We start from the raw sequence: 21,822 nt of genomic DNA on the forward strand, positions 1-21,822 counted from the left end.
GGGGAGGCGGTGCGGGGCTAGGCCTTGTGGGCCGGGGCCGTCATGGTGGTGACGTCGAGCGCCTTGTCGAGGTCGGCTTCGGAAACCTTGCCTTCGCCTTCACCGACGAAGCCCAGCTTCTCGGTGGCCTGGCGGACGGTCAGGCCCTCGGCCACGGCCGTCTTGGCGATCTTGGCGGCGTTTTCGTAGCCGATGAACTTGTTCAGCGGGGTGACGATCGACGGCGAGGCCTCGGCGAGGAAGCGGGCGCGCTCGACATTGGCGGTGATGCCGTCAATCATCTTGTCGGCCATGACGCGGCTGGTGTTGGCCAGCAGGCGCACGGACTCCAGGAGGTTGGCGGCCATGACCGGGATGCCGACATTCAGCTCGAAGGCGCCGTTCGTGCCGGACCAGGCGATGGCGGTGTCGTTGCCGATCACCTGGGCGCAGACCATGATGGAGGCTTCGCAGATGACGGGATTGACCTTGCCCGGCATGATCGAGGAGCCCGGCTGCAGGTCGGGGATGGCGATTTCGCCGAGGCCGGTGTTGGGGCCGGAGCCCATCCAGCGGAGGTCGTTGTTGATCTTCATGAAGGAGATCGCGATGTTGCGCAGCTGGCTCGACGCCTCGATGAGTCCGTCGCGGTTGGCCTGGGCCTCGAAGTGGTCCCGTGCCTCGGTCAGGGGCAGCCCGGTGTCGGCAGCCAGCAGTTCGATCACGCGCTCCGGGAACCCGGCCGGGGTGTTGATGCCGGTGCCGACGGCGGTGCCGCCGAGCGGGACCTCGGCGACGCGGGGAAGGGAAGCGTTGATGCGCTCGATGCCGTAGCGGACCTGCGCGGCGTAGCCGCCGAACTCCTGGCCCAGTGTGACGGGGGTGGCGTCCATGAGGTGCGTCCGGCCGGACTTCACAACGTCCTTGAACTCGGCGGCCTTGCGTTCCAGGGACTCTGCCAGGTAGCCGAGGGCCGGAATCAGGTCGTTGATCAGCGCGGACGTGGCGGCGACGTGGACCGAGGTCGGGAAGACGTCGTTGGAGGACTGCGAGGCGTTGACGTGGTCGTTCGGGTGGACAACCTTGTCGCTGCCGGCGGACTTGAGGGCGCGGGAGGCGAGCTCGGCGATCACCTCGTTGGTGTTCATGTTCGACGACGTGCCGGAACCGGTCTGGAAGACGTCGATCGGGAAGTCGCCGTCGAACTTGCCGGTCGCGACCTGGTCGGCGGCGTCGGCGATCGCCTGGGCGAGCTCACCATCGAGCACCCCCAGTTCGGCGTTGGCCTGGGCGGCGGCCTTCTTGACCCGTGCCAGGGCCTCGATGTGGGCGCGTTCCAGGGTCTTGCCGGAGATCGGGAAGTTTTCTACTGCCCGCTGCGTCTGTGCGCGGTACAGGGCGTTCACGGGAACGCGGACTTCGCCCATCGTGTCGTGTTCAATGCGGAACTCTTCGGTGTTCAACTCATCTGTGGAAGTCATGGGGCTAGCTTATGGCGAGTGGGGGTCCCATCGAAAACCGTGAACGGACCCCGCCGCGGCCGCCGCGGCGGGGTCACGGAAGCTAGAGGCGGCCGATGCTGGAGACGAGGTCGGCACGGCCGTCGGCAAGGCTGTAGGCCAGCCCGATCACGGCAGTGCGGCCGCTGTCGACGGCGCTGGAAATCACCCGGGAACTGTCCACGAGCCGCTGCGAGGTCTGCTTGACGTTTTCGACCACCATGTCATTGACCTCGGTCTGATTGTTACGCAGCGACGTCAGCACGGACGGGGTGATCCGCTCCACCAGGCTGCGGATAAAGCCGGCCGGCATCTGGCCGGTCTCGACGGCGGCCTTGGTCGCGGTCACGGCGCCGCAGCTGTCGTGCCCCAGGACGACGATCAGGGGGACGTCCAGTTCGCTGACGCTGTACTCCAGCGAGCCGAGGACGGCGTCGTCGATCACCTGGCCGGCGGTGCGGACCACAAAGGCGTCCCCGAGGCCGAGGTCGAAGATGATTTCTGCGGCGAGCCGGGAGTCGGCGCAGCCGAAAATCACGGCGAAGGGGTTCTGGTTTTCCACCAGCGACGAGCGCCGCGACGCATCCTGGTTCGGGTGTGAGGACGTGCCGGCGACAAAACGCTTGTTGCCTTCACGCAGACGTTGCCATGCGAGTTCGGGGGTCAGGTAAGTAGCCACGGGGCTACTTTACGGTGCGGGGCTGGCCGAGGGGGAAACTGTTGCGGCGGCGGTGCCGGGGGCGGCACCTGCGGGAGGATTGCTTTCCAGTGACTTCACCACGGCCGCGGCCAGGGTGGAGAACTCCTCCAGCGAGGCGGATCCGTTCAGGATGACGGTGGTGCCGCGGTCGGTCAGGACCATGGATTTCTCGCCCTTGCCGGCGTCGCGCAGTTCCCAGTCGCGGCCGCCGGCGTTCCGGGTTCCGGTTACCGGCGCGCTCTTGGTCTGCTGCAGGAGCCAGGTGGGGTTGGCCTGGCGGGTCTGCACGAGGCCGATGAACGACTCCTTGGGTGTCAGGTAGCCGACTTCCCACGCGGGGACGCCGCTGCCCGCGCCGGATTCCCAGCGGGCATAGTTGGCACGGAATGTGTCACCGGTATTGACCGCAACGGGTGTGAATCCCGCCACATCCGCCGCGTTCTGCGCGATGGCGCTGACGTTGATGTTCGGCCGGTACCCGTCGGACTTGGGCGCCGGGTTCATGAGCACGATCGGCAGGAACGCGGCGATGCTCACCAGGAGCGCGATGATCATGCCCATGACCGAGGCGTTCGCGCGTTTGGCCGCCGCGGCGGCGATGACGGGCTTGACGGGGGCTTGCCCGGCCGCGTCCGGGGCTGCCGCGGGGGTGCCGCCAGACGTTGAACCGGGGGCGGCGGGGGAGGTGTCCTGCATTTCGCTCACCCCTCTATAGTCGCGCATGTGAGGGCCGATCTCACATTCGCGGCGCTTGGGCCCGTCCGCGGGTGAAGTGCGTCACGCGGGTGTCATCCCATGCCCTGGCGACGCTGCCCCGACTATGATCAGAATCAGACAAACCACCGCGACGGATCGATCCTGGCCGTTCGGTTTCAACGACCGCCACTCGAAGAAGAGGTTCACGTGACACCAGCGCCTATGTCCCAGAAGTACTCGACGCTTTCCCCCTCGCTCGCCGTCGGAATCGACGAGCCTGACCGCAACCTCGCCTTGGAACTTGTCCGCGTCACCGAGGCCGCGGCCATCGCGGGCGGCCACTGGGTGGGCTTCGGCGACAAGAACAAGGCCGACGGCGCGGCTGTGGACGCCATGCGTTCCTTCCTGCAGACCGTGCACTTCAACGGCGTGGTGGTCATCGGCGAAGGCGAGAAGGACGAGGCCCCGATGCTCTTCAACGGGGAGCGCGTCGGCGACGGCACGGGCCCCGAGGTCGACGTCGCCGTCGACCCCATCGACGGCACGCGCCTGACCGCCCTGGGCATCAACAACGCCCTGGCCGTGCTCGCGGTGGCCGAACGCGGCTCCATGTTCGACCCCTCCGCCGTGTTCTACATGGAAAAGCTCGTCACCGGCCCGGAAGCGGCCGACATGGTTGACCTGCGCCTGCCGGTCAAGCAGAACCTGCACCTGATCGCCAAGGCCAAGGGCGTCAAGGTCAACCAGCTCAACGTCATGATCCTGGACCGCGACCGGCACCGCCCGCTGGTGGAGGAAATTCGCGAAGCCGGTGCCCGCACCAAGTTCATCATGGACGGCGACGTCGCGGGGGCCATCGCGGCCGCCCGCGCCGGTACCGGCGTCGACGCCCTCATGGGTATCGGCGGCACCCCGGAAGGCATTGTCGCGGCCTGCGCGATCAAGTCCCTCGGCGGCGTCATCCAGGGCCGCCTGTGGCCGACGAGCGATGAGGAAAAGCAGAAGGCGATCGACGCCGGCCACGACCTCGAGCGGGTGCTCTCGACCAACGACCTCGTCTCCAGCGACAACTGCTACTTCGCGGCCACCGGCATCACCGACGGCGACCTCCTCAAGGGTGTCCGCTACTCCAAGGACAAGGTCCTCACCCAGTCCATCGTGATGCGCTCCAAGTCCGGCACCATCCGGTTTGTCGACGGCGAGCACCAGGCCAGCAAGTGGGAAGGCTACGCCCGCAAGAGCTAGCACCCGCCCAACACTCAGCAAGACCGGGTACCGCGAATCCCGGGGCCGCAGCAGCGCCCCGGGATTCGCCGTCTTAATTGACGTGTCTTAATTGCGGTGCCGCGCGCCGCGGTACGGTACCGGGCCCGGCCGATTCGGTAGGGTGGAACCATGACGTGGCTTGTAACTGGCGGTGCAGGATATATCGGTTCTCATGTGGTGTCCGCCTTGCGCGGGGCCCGAATCCAGCCGGTGGTGATCGACTCCCTGTCCAGCGGGCACCGTGAGTTCGTCCCGGCCGACGTGCCGTTCATCCACGGCAGCATCCTCGACGCCGACCTCGTGGCCCACACGCTGCGGAACCACGCGGTGACCGGCGTGATCCACCTGGCGGGTTTCAAGTACGCCGGGGTTTCCGTCCAGGAGCCGCTGCTGACCTACGAACAGAACGTCACCGGCACCGCGCAGCTGCTCAAGGCCATGGAGCTCACCGGTGTGGACAAAATGGTCTTCTCCTCCTCGGCGGCCACCTACGGCACGCCCACCGGCGACCTCGTCACCGAGGACACACCCACCAACCCGGAATCCCCGTACGGCGAGAGCAAGCTCATCGGCGAATGGCTGATCCGGGACCAGGGCCGGGCCCGGGGACTGAGCCACACCTCGCTGCGGTACTTCAACGTGGTCGGTTCCGGCGCGCCGGAGCTCTATGACACCAGCCCCCACAACCTGTTCCCGATCGTGCTGCGGGCGCTCACGGCGGGCCAGACCCCGCGCATCAACGGCATCGACTACAACACGCCGGACGGCACCTGCGTGCGCGACTACGTGCACGTGGCCGACCTCGCGACCTCCCACGTGGCCGCCGCCCAGGCTCTCGCCGCCGGAAAACCGCTGGAGCGCGTGTACAACCTCGGGTCCGGCGACGGACTGTCCGTGCGCCAGATCATGACGGCGATGGCCAAGGTCACCGGCATCGACTTCGAACCCGAGATCGGCCCCCGCAGGGCCGGGGACCCGGACCGGATCGTCGCCGACGGCACGCTCGCCGCCCGCGACCTCAACTGGAAGATGCGGCACTCCGTGGAGCAGATGGTGGCCAGCGCCTACGACGCCCAGCAGCACGCCATCACCGCAGCCGGCTAGGGCCGCCGGCCGGGGCCGCCGGGTCGTTCGACGGCGGCGCGTCAGCGGTTTGTCAGCGCCCGGGACCGGGCACGCAGCGTCTTGGCGAGCTGGGCGCCCCTGCGGGCCAGCTGGTAGCTGCCGTACCGGACCTTCCTCACCGGAAGGTCCCAGGTCCCCGGGTAGGCAATCTCGCGGCCGCCAAAGGACTTCTTGAACGCCGTGAACCCGGCCCACTTGTGGTCGGGCTGGTCCGCGGGCGCCACGCCCCACAGGTCCACATGCTTGAGGCCCTTCGCCTGGGCATCGGCGATCAGGGTGACGAGCAGCGGAATCCCGGCGCTGAGCTTGCGGTGCGTGTCGTCCAGGGCGGCGTGGGCGTACGTGCGGGTGTCGGCCGAATCGTAGGCGAGGGCGGCGGCGATGGGGTGCCCGTCGAGCTCGGCAACGAAGAGCGTCGCGGCCCCGGCCGGCATCAGCGAGCGGGCCACCTGGCTGAGGTACTCGTCGCTTTGCGGCTTGAAGCCGTTGCGCGCCGCTGTCATGTGCAGGAAGTCCAGCAGCACAGAGATTTCCGCCGGATCCTGGCTGGAGCGGAAGGTCACGCCCTTCTTGTGGATGTTGCGGTACAGGTTCCGGTTCACCGGCTTCATGTCCGCCAGGACATCCTTGAAATCACGGTCAAGGTCCACGATCCAGCTCAGCTCCGGCTGCTGGTTGGCCGGCGCCGGCTGCAGGCCGCGGCCGCGAAGCACGGCGCCGGCCTCCGCGGCACCGAACCCCGCGGTGACCGGCTCAACCCGGACAAACACGGCCCCCCTGGTCCGGGCGAGATCCGTCAGGGCCGCCAGCGCGGCGTCGAACGCGGCCAGGGAGTCGGCGACCGGACCATAGGGGGAGTACAGCAGCTTGCCGGCCGGATTCGATTCCTCCACCGCGAGGAAGCGCCACCCCGGTCCGGACTCTTCGTGGACGGTGCGCCCCAGGGAACGCTGGAACTGTGCCCACTGCGGGCTCTGCAGGAAATAGTCCATGGATCTCAGGCTTCCAGTGCGGTGGTGACGGCGAATGCGAGGGCGGGGGCGTCGGCGCCGGAGACGGCATGGACGTTGACCGGGGCCTCGGCGGCGGGCAGGAAGGCGCTGGCGCCGCGATCCAGCCGGAGCTCGCCCTTGGGGGAGTCGAGGCGGACCGAACCGCCGACCACGATCAGGACGGCGGCACCGGACTGCGCCAACGGGACGGGCTCGGCCCCCGGGGCCAGCTCAACGCGCTGGAGCTGGAATTCGCGGAACGGCGGCCGGAAGAGTTCCTGGCCCAGCATGGTGGTCTGGGCGGGAAGCATCGGCACGGCCACGGCCTCGAACGCGACCGTCTTGAGCAGCTCCGGCACATCCACGAATTTCGGCGTCAGCCCGCCGCGGAGCACGTTGTCTGAGGACGCCATGACCTCGATTCCGAGACCGTGGAGGTAGGCGTGGACGTTGCCGGCGGGCAGGTAGACCGCCTGCCCGGGGTCCAGGGAGATGCGGTTCAGCAGCAGCGAGATCAGGACGCCCGGGTCGCCCGGGTACCGGTCGTTGAGGTCCACGGCCGTGGTCAGCGCCGCCTCGTGCTGTCCCTGCGGGGCGCCGGAGACGAGCGCCGAAACAATCAGGGCGGTCGCGTCGGAGACCTCGGCGCCGCCGGTGATGAGCCGTTCGAAGGCGGCGCGGAGGGCTGCGGATTCGTCGGGCTGTGCCAGGTCGGTGAGCAGCTGCGGGACCAGCGGCGGCAGCTCAAGCCCGGCGAGGTCGAAACACGCCGCCAGGTGTTCGAAGACGGCGCGGGATGCGGCCGCCGGCCGGAACCCGCAGAGCGCCTCGAACGGGGTCAGCGCCAGGATCATCTCGGGCTTGTGGAAGGCGTCCTTGTAGTTGCGGTCCGGGGCGGCGTGGTCCACCCCTGCGGCCTCTTCCCGCGCGAACCCCTCCCGGGCCTGGGCGGCGGTCGGGTGCACCTGCAGGGACAGCGGCGTCTCGGCGGCCAGGACCTTGAGCAGGAACGGCAGCCGCGGGCCGAACTCGGCCACGCTAGCGCTGCCCAGACAGTGTTCGGGGTCCCGGGCGATCAGCGCGTCCAGGGCCAGCCGCCCGCCGTCGTCGGCCTCGGGCGTGTGCCGCCCCGCCCCGCCGGCCGCCGCCGTCAGGGCGACGGACGGGGAGTCCGGGTGGGCGCCGATCCAAAGCTCGGCTTCCGGGCCGCCGGAGGGCCGGCGTCCCAGCAGATCGGCGATGGCCGTCGGGGAGCCCCAGGCGTAGGGCCGGAGGACGTTCTCTAGTGCGTACATGGCCTGGAACCTATCTGGTCAATGAAGTGTGGTCACGCTGTATCTTGTCACTGCCCGGCATCATGCCACTGCCCGCAGGGAGGCGCCGTGTCCCTAGAGCGGTGCACACTGGCCGTTGGTGGCAACAAGATCCCGGATGGACTGCTCGTCCCCGTTGCGCTTGAACTGGTTGAGCATCTCTTCGGTGATCGGCTGCCCGTCGGGGGTGGTGGTCACCGGGGTGAAGTCCGACGACGACGGCGAGGGCTGGGTGGCCGGTGCGGCGTCCGCGGGAAGCGGCCCGGCGGCCGTGACCGGCCCGGCGCCCGTCCCGGGCTGCACGATCGTGTCGCCGGGGACGGCGGGTGCGGCGGCCCCGGTCGACGGGGCCGCCAGCAGCTTGGCCACCCGCGCGTGGATGACATCGAAGTCCGGGGAGGTGGAGAATGCCGGGTCGAAGTCGGGCGGGCCGATGGTCAGGCGGCTGACGTCCTGGCCCTTGGCCTTCAGGGCCAGGTCCACGAAGCTGCCGAGCTGGCCGGAGGAGATGTTTGACTCGACCACCTTGGTGCCGGCCTTGGCGATGTCCTCGAACTTGGCGAGCAGGGTGGCCGGGTCGAGCTGCTTCAGCATCGCCTGCTGGACGCACTGCTGGCGCTGGATCCGGGCGTAGTCGTCCACGAATTCCCGGGACCGGCCGTACCAGAGCGCATGGAAGCCGTCGAGCTTCTGGTCACCGGCCGGAATCCAGCCGTCCGGCATGCCGTGGATGCCGTTGGCCTCATCCACCATCGGTCCGCTGATCGGGACCCAGCCGCCGGCCTTGATCCGTATGCCGCCCATGGCGTCGATGAGCTTGGAGAAACCGTCCATGTCCACGAGCACATACGCCTGAACCTTGATGCCCAGTGTCCCGGACACAGCTTCCATGGTCGCCTGCGCTCCGGGATCGGCCACCCCGGGATAGAGGTCCCGGTGCTCGTTGGTGACCTCGGTGTTGATCGCGTTGACCAGGCACTCATCGCCGCAGTTGTACCCGTCGGGGTAGATCTGGCGCATGGGAGAGTCCGCGCTGAACTGGGCGTTCTGGAGGTTGCGGGGCACCGAGATGATGGCGGTGCTGCCGGTCTTGGCGTCGACGCTGATCACCGACAGGCTGTCCGGCCGGCGGCCGGTGCGGTCCGCTCCGGCATCCCCGCCCATCATGAGGAAGTTGTACCGGCCGTCGGAGGGTTCGAGGGTGGGGCCGGAACCGGAGAAGATGCTGCCGATCGCATCCCGGCTGACGTTGAGCAGATAGGCCGCGTAGCCCAGGGATCCGCTGCTGAGGATCATCGCAAGTACCAGCGCCAGCACCACCGCGGGGCGGGCCCGGGGGCTGAGCAGCCCGGGGCGGATGAGCCGGAGCGTGTTGAGGAACAAGGCGGCCCAGCCAATGGCCAGCAGGGCGAGCCCGACCACGAGGAGAAACGACGGCCACGTGCCGGCGAGGATGTTGATCAGCGTGGAGCGCGACAGCAGGAGGAGGAGCAGGGCGAGCAAGGCCAGCGCCCAGACGGTGATGGTCACGCGCAGCGCGGCCCGTCCCAGCCGGCGGTTGCCCGCGACGATCTGGGCGCTGCCGGGTACCAGCAGCGTCATGAGGACCAGGACGAACGCCCGCTTGGTCAGCACCGGGGCAGGGGCGCCGGACGGGTGCCGGACCGGGTCGCCGGGCGCCGTCCGGGGCTGCCCGGGAGGTTCGGTGCCGCGGGTGGGGGCGTAGCCGTTGCTCATGCGGGGATCCCTAATGGCTGCCTTTCTGGCTGTCTTTTTGGCTGTCTTTTTGGCTGTCTTTCTGGCTGCTTCGCACTGTGACGTTGCCGTCCGCGAAGACTTCGCCGACCTTCTGCCGGAGGTTCGCGCCCTTCCGGGTCGCGACGTCGTTGAGTTCCTGGGCGAAGTCCAGCAGGTCCGCCCGGAGCTGGCGTGCGTACGCGTCCGTGCCCGAGGCCAGCATGCGCACGGCCAGGAGCCCGGCGTTGCGCGCCCCGCCGATCGAGACGGTGGCGACCGGAACCCCGGCGGGCATTTGCACGATGGACAGCAGGGAATCCATGCCGTCAAGGGTCTTCAGCGGCACGGGGACGCCGATCACGGGCAGCGGCGTGACCGAGGCGAGCATGCCGGGAAGATGCGCCGCGCCGCCGGCGCCGGCGATGATGACGCGCAGCCCGCGCTCGTGGGCGCTCTGGCCGTAGCGGATCATCTCCGTGGGCATCCGGTGGGCGGAGACGACGTCGGCCTCGAACGGGATCCCGAACTCGGCCAGTGCCTCGGCGGCGGCCTCCATGACCGGCCAGTCCGAGTCCGAGCCCATGACAAGGCCCACGATCGGCGCGTCGGCCGCGGTGCCGGCCTCGGTGGTGTCTGCGGTGTGCGGTGCGGTGCTCATGCGCTCTCCTCGGCAGTCGCCGTCGTTGTGCCGGCCCCGGCCCGGCCGTTCCGGATGATGTCGGCCACAGTGGTGGCCCGCTGCCGCACGGCGTCGACGTCGGCCGCAGAAGTGCCCACGAGGTTGACGTGGCCGATCTTCCGCCCGGGCCGGACGGCCTTGCCGTAGCAGTGCACCTTCACGGCGGGTTCGCTCGCGAGGGCGGCCGGGTAGGCGGAGTAGAGGTCCTGGTTGGCTCCGCCGAGGAAGTTCTTCATCACCACGACCGGTCCCAGGAGATCGGTGGCGCCCAGTGGCAGGTTCAGGATGGCCCGCAGGTGCTGCTCGAACTGGCTCGTCACCGAGCCGTCCTGGGTCCAGTGCCCGGTGTTGTGCGGGCGCATCGCGAGCTCGTTGATCAGGAACCCGGCACCCGTGCCGGGCGTCTCGAACAGCTCCACGGCCATGACGCCCGTCACGCCGAGTTCGTTGGCGATCCGGATCGCGGCGTTTTCCGCAGCAGCTGCGACTTCAAGGGAAATCTCCAGTGCGGGCGCAATCACCTCATCGCACACCCCGTCCACCTGGATGGTGTGGACCACCGGCCAGGCGCGGCATTCGCCGTCCGGGGTCCGTGCGACCATGGCCGAGAGTTCGCGGCTGAATTCCACTTTGGCTTCGGCCAACAGGGGAGACATGGCCTCGAACCAGTCGGCGGTCTCTTCCGCGTCCGCGGCTGAAGCCACGATCCGCACGCCCTTGCCGTCATAGCCGCCGCGCGGCGTCTTCAGCACCACGGGCCAGCCGGTCTCCTCGCCGAAGGCGACGAGGTCCGCGACACTGGCGACGGCGGCCCAGCGGGGGTTGGGCAGCTCCAGCCGGTCGATCGCGGCGCGCATCACAAGCTTGTCCTGGGCGTTGACCAGCGCATCCGGGCCGGGATGGACGTTGACGCCGGCGTCGATCAGGGAGCGCAGGTGTGCGGTCGGGACGTGCTCGTGGTCGAAGGTCAGAACGTCCAGGCCGCGGGAGAACTCGAGCAGGTGGTCGAGATCCTTGTAGTCGCCGACCGGGGCGTTCGCCACGGCAGAGACTGCTGAGACGTCCTCGCCTTCGGCAAGGACACGGAGCTCGAAGCCCAGGGCAGTCGCGGCAGGGGCCATCATGCGGGCAAGCTGGCCGCCGCCAACAACACCGATTACTGGAAAAGTCACAAGTCCCAGCCTACCGAAAACCTCGCTGGAACCCGGCTTTTGCGATCCGCCAGCGCGGACCGCGCGGGCGGACTCCCAAGGAAACGGCGCTAAAATGGGCGTTTGGCCCAATGGCCTACAGTTCCAAAAGGCCACGGAGGATCATGATTACTACACTTACCGAGCGCATGCGCGGGCTGGCCTCGCTGTTCTGGCGCGAAGTGGCCAAGTTCGGCGCCGTCGGCGGCATCGCGTTCGTCATCGATAACGGGCTCACGTACTACCTGATGCATGGCCCCATGACTGACAGCGAGGCGAAGGCACGCTTTTTCGGAGCGAGCGTGGCCACGGTGTTCTCGTGGGTTGCCAACCGTTTCTGGACGTTCCGGCACCGCCGGCAGGCCAATGTGCTGCGCGAATTCGTGATGTTCGTCATCATTAACGGGATCGGAATCGGTATCTCCACCGGCCTCACCGCGGCGGCGAAGTACGGGCTGGGCATCACCGACAAGAACATGCTCTTCCTGGCGGGCGTCGTCGGCATCCTGGTCGCAACCGTCGTCCGGTTCTTCGCCTACCGTTTCCTGGTGTTCAACCAGGAACTCGACGACGAGCCGGAGTTCTCCCACGACCACGAGATCATCGAACGGCACCCACATGCCCGTCCCGGCGTGAGCGTCCCGGGGGAGGCCGCCAAGTCCAGGGAGGCCGTCAAGGACCCTGAACTCCCCGGCCCCCCGGCCTGAGGCCCGGCCCGCGTTCAGTTCCCGCTGATCCGCTCGGCGGCGCGCAACTTGCCTGTCACCTCGACCTCGGGGTGGACCAGGACCACGGAACCGTCGCTCTTCCACGTTCCCAGTGCCTGCGCCAGGACGCTTTCCAGGCCCTCGGCGGCGGGCACCAGCAGCCGCTGGCCGGCGTCGTGAGCGGCGGCAAAGTCCGCCAGCAGTGCGCCGTGCACGTGGACGGCCCCCTTCGCGGTGCGGATGGCGGGTCGTCCGGCCTCCGGGTCGACGTGGGGCATGAAGACGTCGCCGTGCGAGCGGACCTCGGCGGCGTAGTCCAGGACGCCGGTGGGCAGCCCGCCCTGCCAGCGCATGGCCAGGGCCGGCAGCGCCACCGCGAGAACGGCGTCGACCCCGCCGGCCGCGGCGCCGGGGCCGGGATCGGCGGTGGCCAGCAGCTCCGCCTCCGCGTCCCCGGTGACCACTTCCATGCCAAGCTGCCAGGCCGCCAGGGCCAGGATCACCGACTTCCAGTGGGCGGGCAGGTCCAGCCGCAGCCGCATGCCCGGTTCGGCGTCGAGCTCATCCTGCAGCAGGTTGGACGTCTTCGCCACCCAGTTATCCAGCACGCGGCCGGACAGTTCAACCCGCTCGGAATCGGGGCCGTACCAGGTCAGCCGGGGCGCCGTGGACTGGCCGGACCGCAGGGCTGTCATCAGTTCGATTGCCGGGATGCTCATGCCTTCATCTTGCCACGGGCCATCCGGACACCGGTGCTGTGATGTCCGTCATGCCGGCCGGTTCCGGCTTTCGGTGCCCCGCGGCGGCGTTGCGGGAAATTTCCCGAAAATTCAAGAAAAACCCCAAAAAGTACTCAGTACCCTGATTATTCCGCGGGATCCCGCGGGCGGAACGAAAAAAATCCCGGGCGTGGCGTCCCAAGGTTTGTGTTTCGGGTTGATTATTATCTCCGCCGTGGCTTGACTCCCGGTGACTTACACACGTGTAATTAGTTATCTAAAGCCACTGCGCAAAAACCGGCACTCAACCGAGTGTCCAAGGGGGTCTTGCAGTGGCTGTATATCAGGAGGGGGACGCCATGGGGCTAGCAGAGCGTATCCATGAAGATGCCGTAGTTGCCGGCCAGGCCACGGCGAAATACCGGTCGCGGGGGGTGCCGAGTGACTGGTACGTAGATCCGGCTGATCCGGACGCGGCAGACCGCTACAACGGACACACCCAGGACTCCTTGCAGGAAGCCGGAACGGCCTTCCTCGCAGCGCACGATGAGCTCCTTGCCGGCCAGGATCACGACGACGATCCCCTTGACCCGCCCATGGAGCTCCGTTCGTCCGGGGCCGACACCCTCGCGCAGCCGGTTTGGATCGGACTGCCCTCCCGGCAGGACTTTGACGACGAGGGCGAGCTCGGCTGGCAGACGGATGCGTTGTGTGCCCAGACAGATCCCGAGGCGTTCTTCCCCGAAAAGGGCGGCTCCACCCGGGACGCCAAGAAGGTCTGCGGCGCCTGCAACGTGCGGTCCCAGTGCCTCGAATACGCTTTGTCCAACGACGAGCGCTTCGGAATCTGGGGCGGCCTGTCCGAGCGCGAACGGCGCCGGCTTAGGAAGCGAGCAGTCTAATTCTTCAAGAAGTACGCGTCACCGCCGTCGTGGTCTCCCACGACGGCGGTGACTTTCTCCCCCGGACCCTCGCGGCCCTGGCGGCCCAAACCCGGCCGGCCGACGCTGTCCTCGGTGTCGACACCGGGTCCCGCGACCACTCGGCGGCGCTCCTCGAACAAGCTTTGGGCAAGGACCGTGTCACCGTCTTCGATCAGCCCAGGACCGGAATGGGCGCGGCCGTCACGGCAGGGCTCAAGGCCCTGGCGCCCTGGCCTGCGGGAGGTGCGCCGGCCACTGAGTGGATCTGGCTGCTGCACGACGACGCCGCGCCGGCGCCCGAGGCCCTCGCGGAGCTCCTCCATGCGGTGGAGCGCGCGCCGTCGGTCACAGTGGCAGGCTGCAAGCAGCTGGACTGGCACACCGAACGGCGGCTGATCGACGTCGGCCTGTCCACGAGCCGCTGGGCCGAGCGCCTGACGCTGATCGACGCCGACGAACTCGACCAAGGCCAGTACGACGGCCGCAGTGATACCTTTGCCGTCAATTCCGCCGGCATGCTGGTCCGCCGCGACGTCTGGGAGGAGCTCCGTGGCTTTGATCCGGCCCTGCCCGGCAGCGGAGACGACGTCGACTTCTGCTGGCGCAACCGGCTTGCCGGACACCGGGTGGTGGTGGTCCCCAGCGCCAGGATGTTCCATGTCGCGCACCGTCCCCACGCCCTGGGGAATGCGTCCGCCGCGCGTAAGGCACAGGTCCATCTGCGGCTCAAGCACGCGGCCGGCTGGAAAGTCCCGCTGCACGCCGCCGGAGCCCTTCTGGGCAGCCTGTACAAACTCGTCCTGAGCATTGCCGTCAAGGACCCGGGGTACGGGTTCTCCCAGCTCCTTGCCACCCTGGCCGCGCTGGGCCGCCCCGCCGCGGTGATCCGCGGGCGGCGCAACGCCGCACGAACGCGACGCGTCCGACGCTCGGTCATGAAGGGGCTGCAGACCCCCCGCCGTGAAGTCTGGGCGCACCGCCGTTCCCTCATCGAAGCCCTGGGCGCCGACGACTTCGGTGACGGCTCCACCGGCACCGGCCTTCTGGGCGACCAGCCCACCGGCGACGCCGACGACTTCGCCGCCATCGCCACCCCGGACCGGGGATGGGTAGGTAACGGTGCCGTACTCGCCGTCCTCGTCACCACCGCGGTCTCCCTGGCCGGACTCCTCAGCCTGCTCCGCGCCCCGGCAGTGGCCGGCGGCGCCCTGATCCCCGTGTCGCTGCACCTGTCCGAAATCTGGAACCATGCCTCCGCCTGGTGGATCAGCCTCGGCGCCGGCCTCCCGGGGCACAGCGACCCCTTCGGCTACCTCCTGTGGGTCCTGGGAGTGTTCGGTGCCGGCGACGCCAACGGCGCGGTCGGCTGGTTGCTGATCCTTGCCATGCCGCTCTCCGCCCTGGGCGCATGGTTCGCCTCCGGGGCCCTGACCCGGCGCCGCCGGCTCCGGCTGGCGGCGGCGTTGGTCTGGGCCGGGGCCCCTGCACTCCAGGTGGCGCTCAACCAGGGCCGGCTCGGTGCCCTGATAGCCCACGTTATGATTCCGGTGCTGGTCCTGGCCCTGCTCCGGGCGACCGGCACGGCGACAGGCCACGGCGTCCACGCCGTCCCCGCGCCCGGCCAAGGCCGGCTCAATGCCCGGCCCGCCGCCCGCCCCGGCGTCAACGGGACGCCTTCCTGGACAGCCGCGGCCGCCGCGGGCCTCGCCTTGGCCGCGGTGACCGCCGCCGCGCCGTCGCTGCTGGTGCCCGCGGTGGTCATCGTCGGCCTGTGCGGAGTGTTCCTGGGCCGCCGCGGCCGCACCGTGTGGTGGGCGCTCCTGCCCAGCCTGGCCCTGTTCGTGCCCTTTGCCTTCTCGGTCATTGACCGGCCGCGGGCGCTCCTGGCCGACCCCGGCATGCCGCTCGCCTTTGGCGCCGCGCCGCTGTGGCAGCAAGCCCTGGGCCAGCCGCTGAACTTCGACGCCGGCGCCGGCCTCACCGGGCTCGACGCTTTCGGCGGCTCCGCCACCGCCGGGTTCGCCGCCCTGCCCTGGGCCCTCCTGGCCGCCCTGCTGCTGGGCCTGCCGGTACTCGTGCTGGCCCTCACTGCTCTCTTCATGCCCCGCACCCTGGTCCGGACCGGACGCACCCGCACCGCGCGCTCCCTTTGGGCGGCGGCGGTGCTGCTGCTCGCCGGCGGCTGGCTCGCCGGGCACGTCGCCACCGGCGCCGGCACGGACGTGCTGGTCACGCCCTTCCCCGGTCCCGCTGTCTCCGCCGCCGCGTTCGCGCTGCTGGGCGCTGCCATCATCGCGGCGGAAGGGTTGCTCGACGCGGCCGACCGGACGACGGACGCCCGGCCGGCCCGCAAGGTGCTGGTCCGCGCCACCGCGGTCACGGCGATCACCCTGCTCATGCTCGCGCCCCTGGCCGGGCTCACGATCTGGACGGCGCAGAACCTGGTGCAGCCCACCGCGCCGGCAGCCGGCACGGGGGGCGGCACCGCACAGGCATCGGGCCTTGGCACGCCGCGGCTCATCCAGCCCGCACAAAGCCGCACCCTTCCCGCCACGGCGGTTGACCGCGGCGAAGGGCCGGAGCAGTCCAGGACGCTCCTGATCACGAGCAATGAGGACGGAACCTTCGACGCGTCCCTGATGCGCGGCGCCGGCACCACCCTGGATGCCCTGTCCACGATCACGGCGGCCCGCAGCATTATGGGGGAGCCGGGCCGGGAGACGGTCCGCGACGACGACGCCGTCGCCGCGTCCCTCCGGAACGCCGTCGCCACCGTGGTGGCCGGCGAGGGCGTGGACCCGCGCCCGGACCTGGAACGGCTCGGTGTCGGCTTTGTGGTGCTCCGCGTCGCCGATTCCGCCTCCGAACTGACCGCCAGCCGCATGGACGCCGTCCCCGGCCTTGTCGCCGTCGGCCAGACCGGCGCCGGCTGGCTCTGGCGGGTCACCCCCCAGGCCGGCCCCGGCATCACGGATTCCGACGTCGCACACCGGGTCCGCGTGGTGGACGCAGGCGGGGCCGTCGTCGGCCTGCTTCCCGCAGAGGAAGTCCAGGCCGGCGGCACCGTCCCGGCCGGCCCGGAGGGCCGCCTGGTGGTCCTCGCCGACCGCGCCGATCCGGGCTGGAGCGCCTGGCTCGACGGCCGCCGCCTGACGTCCACGACGTCGGGCTGGGCGCAGGCGTTCACGCTGCCCGCCCAGGGCGGGCAGCTGAGCATCCGCTACGAGGCTCCCTGGGCCGTCGCGGCCGGCATCGCGCAGGCCGTCGTGATCGGCTTGACCGTCCTCCTGGCCCTGCCCATGCCTGCCCGCCGGTCCAACCCCGGCCTGTCCAGGGGCGAAGCTTCCCTGCGTAAGGAACACCAGCATGCCTAAGGGCGAGAACGACACCACGAACCCGGCTCCCGCCGGGCCGGCCGCCGGCACGGCCGACGCCAAGCCCGCCGACGCCAAGCCCGCCGACGCCGGGACCCGGCCGCGGGTACGGCGTGTGCCCCGCGGCGGCGTGATCGGCGGGGTCCTCTCGGCCGTTGCCCTCGTGGCCGCGGGCGGCGGCCTGGTCTCGGCGGCGTCCCTGGCGCCGCAGAGCCCCGCCAGCCGGCACCTGGAAGCCCCGGTCGCCTCCGTGCCCGCCGGCAGCAGCGTGGGGGTCTGCCCGGGACCGGCCCGGTTGCTCGAAGGCACCCCGGTCGGTACCGACCCCCAGTTCAGCCCGGAATCGGACACCGCGAAGACAGCCGTCAGCGCGGCCGTCCTTGCAGCGGGCACCGGTGATATCCCCGGCAGTCGGCTGGCTCCGCTCAAGGGCGACGCGCTCGTTGAGATCGCCAAGGGCACCGGCGGATCCCAGGCCCCCTCTGCCGCGCCCCGCACGCCCGCGCTGCTCGCCGGCGTCGTGTCCGGGCGCGCGGTGGACGGCGTCAGCGTCCTCAGGGCGGATGCACAGGGCAACCACCAGCCGGCAGCCGGCGCCGTGGTGAGCTACGCGGCCGAGGACGGAGACCTGCAGGGTTCCGCGGCCGCCGCGTGCCAGCAGCCCGGCAACGATCTTTGGCTGGTCGGCGCCAACACGGCCCTGGGCCGCACGGCCGTGCTGAACCTCACCAACGCTTCGACCACGCCGGCGACGGTCAGCCTGGACCTGTTCGGCGCCGAGGGCCAGATCCAGGCACCGGGAAGCCGCGGCCTGCTCGTGGCGCCGGGCACCACCCGGTCCATCGTCCTGGCCGGCCTCGCGCCGGGGCAGGAACGGCTGGGCGTGCGGGTCCGCAGCACCGGCGGCCCCGTGGCCGCCGTCATCCAGCAAAGCGTCCTGCGCGGCCTCACGCCCGGCGGCGTCGACTTCATCACGCCCGGCACCGCCCCCTCCGTCCGCCAGGTGATCCCGGGCCTGGACATCCAGGACGCCTCCGACCTGGCCGCCCTGACCGCGAAGCCGGGCTTCGCGGACGCCGGACCGGCCCTCCAGATCGCGGTCCCCGGGGCGGCCGACGCGGTCGTCGAGATCAAGCTGTACGGGCGCGGCGGCCAGCGGGCACTGCCCGGCGGCGGTGTGGTCACGGCGAAGGCCGGAACCGTGACCGAAGTTTCACTGGCCGGCGTGCCGGCCGGAACCTACACCGTCGCGGCGAGCTCCGATGTCTCCTTTGCGGCCACCGCCCGGGTGACCCGCGGAGTGAAGGCGGAGGACCCCGCCGACATCGCGTACTCTGCCGCCGCGGCACGGCTGGGCAGCCAGCACGTTGTCCCGGTGCCCCGCACGGGGGACCGGCAGCTTGTGTTCGGTGCGCCCGAGGGCGACGCCAGGATCTCCTACACACCCATCACCGCGGACGGCAAAATCCGGACCGCGGCTACGGCGGACATTGCCGGCGGAACCACGGTGTCCGTCAGCGTCCCCGCGGATGTGGGCGGTTCGCCGCTCGTGGGCTACGTGGTGGCCGCCTCCGGAGACCCGGCCTACGCGGCGGTGCTCCTCAGCCGGGAGGGCAGGCAGGACATTTCCACGGTGGCCGTGGCTCCGGAAGCGGCAGGACAGCAGCAGGTGCCCGTCACGCTGGGATACTAGCTGGCGCAGGTACCGGCCGGCCGCGTCAGGGTGGGGCGCTGAGCATCTAGTAGCGGCGGCGGTAGACCGGGTCGAGGGACTCCGGGGGGACGCCGAGCATCTCGGCGGTGTATTCCACGACGACGTCGTGCACGAGGTCCTGGAGTTCATCCCGGCTCCCGCAGGCCTGTTCCACCACCCGGCGGTACAAGGTAATGATCGGGCCGTCCTCGGCAGTCGCGGCAGTATAGGCGCCCATCGGCGCGGGCGTGCGGTCCGCGACCAGTTGCTCGAGCCCGGGCGGGATCTCGTCCACGGCGAAGCGGACGCCGTCCAGCGGCTTGCCCCAGATGTCATGCAGCCGCTGGGCCGAGTCCAGGACGAGGTCGTCAAAGCGGTCCGAACGGGTGCGGTAGCCGGGCAGTGTCGGCAGCATCAGCTCGCCGCGGAGACCGCGGCCGTGCCTGTTCCTGCGGCGCTGCCGGAAGCTCTTGCCCCGAACGGCGCTGTCCGCCCCGGTCACGGGTGCGCCTGCGGGGGCGGAACCGGCGCCTGGCTGTCCGGCGTCGGGGTCAGCCAACCGGACCGTAAAACCCGAAGAGTGGTGCGATGACTGCATATCTTGACTCTAAACCCGCGCAATGATTTACGCGATACGGTCCTGTCGGCGAGCCGCCGGCGTGCCCCCGCGGGCGTTTCAATGCGCGGATCCGGTCCGCAGGGGGAGTAGTCTGTGGTGTCGTGGGTGCAATTCGTCTTTGTTCGAGATCTGCCTGCCGCAATTCTGCGGTGGCTACTTTGACGTACGTGTACGCCGACTCCACGGCCGTCCTGGGCCCGCTGGCCACCTATGCCGAACCGCACTGCTACGACCTCTGCGAACAGCACGCCGACTCGCTGACCGTCCCGCGCGGCTGGGAAGTCATGCGCCTGGCGATGCCCGCGACACCGGCCGGGCCCGGCCCTGATGACCTCCTGGCCCTCGCGAACGCGGTCCGGGAGGCGGCCTCCCGGCCGGCCGCGGCGGAACCGGCGAAGGGGCAGCGCACCCTGCACCCGGCCCTGGAAGCACCGGCCCCGGCCGAGGGCACCCGGCGCGGGCACCTGCGCGTGCTGCGCGAACCTTCCTAAGCCGACAACTGGCGGTAGGGTGGAAACTGCAAAAGCCGTAAGCCACCGGCGCCATCCGCGGCGCCCATCAGGGAGCGTTCACCATGTCCAAGCTCAGCCCCGATCTGTTGTCTGTCCTGCGATGCCCTGTCACCGGGTCCGGCCTGGTCCAGGAAGGCGACGAACTGGTCAGCATCGCGGCCGATGAAGCCGGGGACAAGCTGAGGTACAGGATCGAGGACGGCATCCCCCTGCTGTTGCCGCCGGAACTGCTGCCGGCCGCCGCAGCGGCTGCAGCTGATCAGCACGACGCAGGCCAGCACGACGCAGGCCAGCATGACGCCGGCCGGCACGACGCAGCTCAGTCCGCCGGCCCGCGCCACTCGGCGGAATAGCGCGGATCCGCGGCCCCGCGGACTCTCAGACCCGGAATCACCCAGCACCCGCTGCCCGCGCAGGCCCCAACAACGCAGGCCCGAACAAACGCAGGCCCCAACAAAGGATTCACATGACTTTCGATTACAAGATTGCGGACATCTCCCTGGCCGAGGCGGGACGCCACCAGATCCGCCTCGCCGAGCACGAGATGCCCGGACTCATGTCCCTGCGCAAGGAGTTCGGCGCCAGCCAGCCGCTCAAGGGAGCCCGGATCGCCGGCTCGCTGCACATGACAGTCCAGACCGCGGTGCTGATTGAGACCCTCACGGCGCTCGGCGCCGAGGTCCGCTGGGCTTCCTGCAACATCTTCTCCACCCAGGACGAGGCCGCGGCCGCCGTGGTCGTCGGGACGGGCACGGTCGATGACCCGCAGGGTGTGCCCGTCTTCGCCTGGAAGGGCGAGACGCTGGAGGAGTACTGGTGGACGGCCGAGCAGATCCTCACCTGGCCCGGTGCCGACGCCAACCCCGAGCTCGGACCGAATATGATCCTGGACGACGGCGGCGACGCCACCATGCTGGTGCACAAGGGCGTGGAATTCGAAGCCGCCGGCGCCGTGCCCTCCGCGGCCGAGGACGAGTCCGCGGAAGGCCGCGTGTTCCTGGACGTGCTGCGCGCCTCGCTGGAAGCCGACCCGCAGAAGTGGACCCGCATCGGCGCCCTCCTGCTCGGCGTCACCGAGGAGACCACCACCGGCGTGCACCGCCTGTACCAGCTCGCCGAGCAGGGCAAACTCCTGTTCCCGGCCATCAACGTCAACGACTCCGTCACCAAGAGCAAGTTCGACAACAAGTACGGCATCCGCCACTCGCTGCCGGACGGTATCAACCGCGCCACCGACGTTCTCATGGGCGGCAAGGTCGCCGTCGTCTGCGGCTACGGCGACGTCGGCAAGGGCGCCGCGGAGGCTTTCCGCGGCCAGGGCTCGCGGGTGATCGTCACCGAAATCGACCCGATCTGCGCGCTGCAGGCGGCCATGGACGGCTACCAGGTGGCCAAGCTCGAATCAGTCCTCAGCGAAGGCCACATCTTCATCACCACCACCGGCAACAAGGACGTCATCATGGCCGAGCACATGGCGGGGATGCGTGACAAGGCGATCGTGGGCAACATCGGCCACTTCGACAACGAGATCGACATGGCCGGACTGGCGCGGATCCCCGGCATCCGGAAGGTCGAGATCAAGCCGCAGGTGCACGAATGGGTCTTCGAGGCAGGGACCGACGCCCAGCGCTCCATCATCGTCCTCTCCGAAGGCCGCCTGCTCAACCTCGGCAACGCCACCGGACACCCCTCGTTCGTGATGAGCAACTCCTTCGCCAACCAGACGATCGCCCAGATCGAACTGTTCACCAAGGCCGGCCAGCCCGAGGGTGAGCGCGAATATGACAAGCAGGTTTACGTCCTGCCGAAGATCCTGGACGAGAAGGTTGCACGACTGCACCTGGGCGCCCTCGATGTAGAGCTGACCGAGCTCTCCAAGGAACAGGCCGAGTACCTGGACGTCGAGGTGGCAGGCCCGTACAAGCCCGACCACTACCGCTACTAGGAACCGGCCAAGGGGCCCCGGACCAGCGTCCGGGGCCCCTTCCCGTGACCCTTTTGGGGGCCTTTTTGTAACCGGATCGTGGTCGAACCGGCACGGGGCTCCAAGGTAACTCGCTTATGCTGGCAGGATGACGTGTGGAATCGCCAGGGTCCTG

Annotated in this window: 19 protein-coding genes; 9 read left to right on the forward strand and 10 right to left on the reverse strand. The window is 69.6% G+C overall.

Annotated elements, in window-relative coordinates; translation table 11 throughout:
- Positions 1-17: 17 nt before the first annotated feature.
- The 3 genes from CFN17_RS12640 to CFN17_RS12650 all read right to left on the reverse strand — a co-directional run bounded on the left by CFN17_RS12640 (position 18) and on the right by CFN17_RS12650 (position 2,874).
- Positions 18-1,460: a class II fumarate hydratase gene (locus CFN17_RS12640; protein ID WP_208748076.1), complete on the reverse strand. Its 1,443-nt coding sequence runs from the start codon at positions 1,458-1,460 to the stop codon at positions 18-20.
- An 82-nt stretch (positions 1,461-1,542) separates the two neighbouring features.
- Positions 1,543-2,157 (reverse strand): carbonic anhydrase, encoded by a 615-nt coding sequence (locus CFN17_RS12645; protein WP_208748078.1) that lies wholly within the window; start codon positions 2,155-2,157, stop codon positions 1,543-1,545.
- A 9-nt stretch (positions 2,158-2,166) separates the two neighbouring features.
- Entirely contained in the window at positions 2,167-2,874 is a 708-nt protein-coding gene (locus CFN17_RS12650) for a DUF4245 domain-containing protein (protein WP_261792464.1), read from the reverse strand.
- Positions 2,875-3,096: 222 nt separating this feature from the next.
- On the opposite strand from CFN17_RS12650, the gene glpX reads away from it, so the two are divergent.
- Positions 3,097-4,119, forward strand: coding sequence for a class II fructose-bisphosphatase (gene glpX / locus CFN17_RS12655; protein ID WP_208751478.1), 1,023 nt, complete (start codon positions 3,097-3,099; stop codon positions 4,117-4,119).
- Positions 4,120-4,269: 150 nt separating this feature from the next.
- Positions 4,270-5,244, forward strand: a complete 975-nt coding sequence (gene galE, locus CFN17_RS12660; protein WP_208748081.1) for a UDP-glucose 4-epimerase GalE — start codon at positions 4,270-4,272, stop codon at positions 5,242-5,244.
- 41 nt (positions 5,245-5,285) lie between these two features.
- Here the strand turns inward: galE and CFN17_RS12665 are convergent, their stop codons facing one another.
- The 5 genes from CFN17_RS12665 to CFN17_RS12685 form a co-directional block, all read right to left on the reverse strand.
- Positions 5,286-6,257, reverse strand: coding sequence for a peptidoglycan bridge formation glycyltransferase FemA/FemB family protein (locus CFN17_RS12665; protein WP_208748082.1), 972 nt, complete (start codon positions 6,255-6,257; stop codon positions 5,286-5,288).
- A 5-nt stretch (positions 6,258-6,262) separates the two neighbouring features.
- Positions 6,263-7,552 carry a mannose-6-phosphate isomerase, class I gene (gene manA / locus CFN17_RS12670; RefSeq protein ID WP_208748083.1) on the reverse strand — a complete coding sequence of 430 codons (1,290 nt, stop codon included), beginning with the start codon at positions 7,550-7,552 and terminating at the stop codon, positions 6,263-6,265.
- Positions 7,553-7,645: 93 nt separating this feature from the next.
- Positions 7,646-9,307, reverse strand: coding sequence for an LCP family protein (locus tag CFN17_RS12675; protein WP_208748084.1), 1,662 nt, complete (start codon positions 9,305-9,307; stop codon positions 7,646-7,648).
- 10 nt (positions 9,308-9,317) lie between these two features.
- Positions 9,318-9,965: a 5-(carboxyamino)imidazole ribonucleotide mutase gene (purE, locus tag CFN17_RS12680; RefSeq protein ID WP_208748085.1), complete on the reverse strand. Its 648-nt coding sequence runs from the start codon at positions 9,963-9,965 to the stop codon at positions 9,318-9,320.
- Positions 9,962-11,158 (reverse strand): 5-(carboxyamino)imidazole ribonucleotide synthase, encoded by a 1,197-nt coding sequence (locus CFN17_RS12685; RefSeq protein ID WP_208748087.1) that lies wholly within the window; start codon positions 11,156-11,158, stop codon positions 9,962-9,964. The genes purE and CFN17_RS12685 overlap by 4 nt, the downstream gene beginning before the upstream one ends.
- 143 nt (positions 11,159-11,301) lie before the next feature.
- Here CFN17_RS12685 and CFN17_RS12690 point away from each other — a divergent pair, with 143 nt between their 5' ends.
- A complete protein-coding gene (locus CFN17_RS12690) occupies positions 11,302-11,883 on the forward strand; it encodes a GtrA family protein (protein ID WP_208748089.1) in 582 nt (193 codons plus the stop codon).
- A 14-nt stretch (positions 11,884-11,897) separates the two neighbouring features.
- On the opposite strand, the gene CFN17_RS12695 is transcribed toward CFN17_RS12690, so the two are convergent.
- Complete coding sequence (locus CFN17_RS12695; protein WP_208748091.1) at positions 11,898-12,602, reverse strand: TIGR03089 family protein; 705 nt, start codon at positions 12,600-12,602, stop codon at positions 11,898-11,900.
- 359 nt (positions 12,603-12,961) lie between these two features.
- On the opposite strand from CFN17_RS12695, the gene CFN17_RS12700 reads away from it, so the two are divergent.
- The 3 genes from CFN17_RS12700 to CFN17_RS12710 are packed head-to-tail and all read left to right on the forward strand — an operon-like array spanning position 12,962 to position 18,592.
- Positions 12,962-13,504 carry a WhiB family transcriptional regulator gene (locus tag CFN17_RS12700; protein WP_208748096.1) on the forward strand — a complete coding sequence of 181 codons (543 nt, stop codon included), beginning with the start codon at positions 12,962-12,964 and terminating at the stop codon, positions 13,502-13,504.
- A 29-nt stretch (positions 13,505-13,533) separates the two neighbouring features.
- Positions 13,534-16,899, forward strand: a complete 3,366-nt coding sequence (locus CFN17_RS12705; protein WP_208748097.1) for a glycosyltransferase family 2 protein — start codon at positions 13,534-13,536, stop codon at positions 16,897-16,899.
- The gene (locus CFN17_RS12710) at positions 16,892-18,592 is read left to right on the forward strand and encodes a DUF5719 family protein (RefSeq protein WP_208748098.1); all 1,701 of its coding nucleotides are present in this window, start codon (positions 16,892-16,894) and stop codon (positions 18,590-18,592) included. Before CFN17_RS12705 ends, CFN17_RS12710 begins: the two co-directional genes overlap by 8 nt.
- A 46-nt stretch (positions 18,593-18,638) precedes the next feature.
- On the opposite strand, the gene CFN17_RS12715 is transcribed toward CFN17_RS12710, so the two are convergent.
- Positions 18,639-19,190 (reverse strand): metallopeptidase family protein, encoded by a 552-nt coding sequence (locus tag CFN17_RS12715; protein WP_208748099.1) that lies wholly within the window; start codon positions 19,188-19,190, stop codon positions 18,639-18,641.
- Positions 19,191-19,312: 122 nt separating this feature from the next.
- On the opposite strand from CFN17_RS12715, the gene CFN17_RS12720 reads away from it, so the two are divergent.
- The 3 genes from CFN17_RS12720 to ahcY all read left to right on the forward strand — a co-directional run bounded on the left by CFN17_RS12720 (position 19,313) and on the right by ahcY (position 21,668).
- Complete coding sequence (locus tag CFN17_RS12720) at positions 19,313-19,702, forward strand: DUF3499 domain-containing protein (protein ID WP_091250737.1); 390 nt, start codon at positions 19,313-19,315, stop codon at positions 19,700-19,702.
- 83 nt (positions 19,703-19,785) lie between these two features.
- On the forward strand, positions 19,786-20,076 hold the full coding sequence (locus tag CFN17_RS12725; protein WP_208748100.1) for a Trm112 family protein: 291 nt from the start codon (positions 19,786-19,788) through the stop codon (positions 20,074-20,076).
- Positions 20,077-20,189: 113 nt separating this feature from the next.
- Positions 20,190-21,668 carry an adenosylhomocysteinase gene (gene ahcY / locus CFN17_RS12730; protein ID WP_208748101.1) on the forward strand — a complete coding sequence of 493 codons (1,479 nt, stop codon included), beginning with the start codon at positions 20,190-20,192 and terminating at the stop codon, positions 21,666-21,668.
- Positions 21,669-21,822: the final 154 nt, after the last annotated feature.

Source organism: Arthrobacter sp. PM3 (assembly GCF_003352915.1).
In the GTDB taxonomy this organism is placed as follows: Bacteria; Actinomycetota; Actinomycetes; order Actinomycetales; family Micrococcaceae; genus Arthrobacter.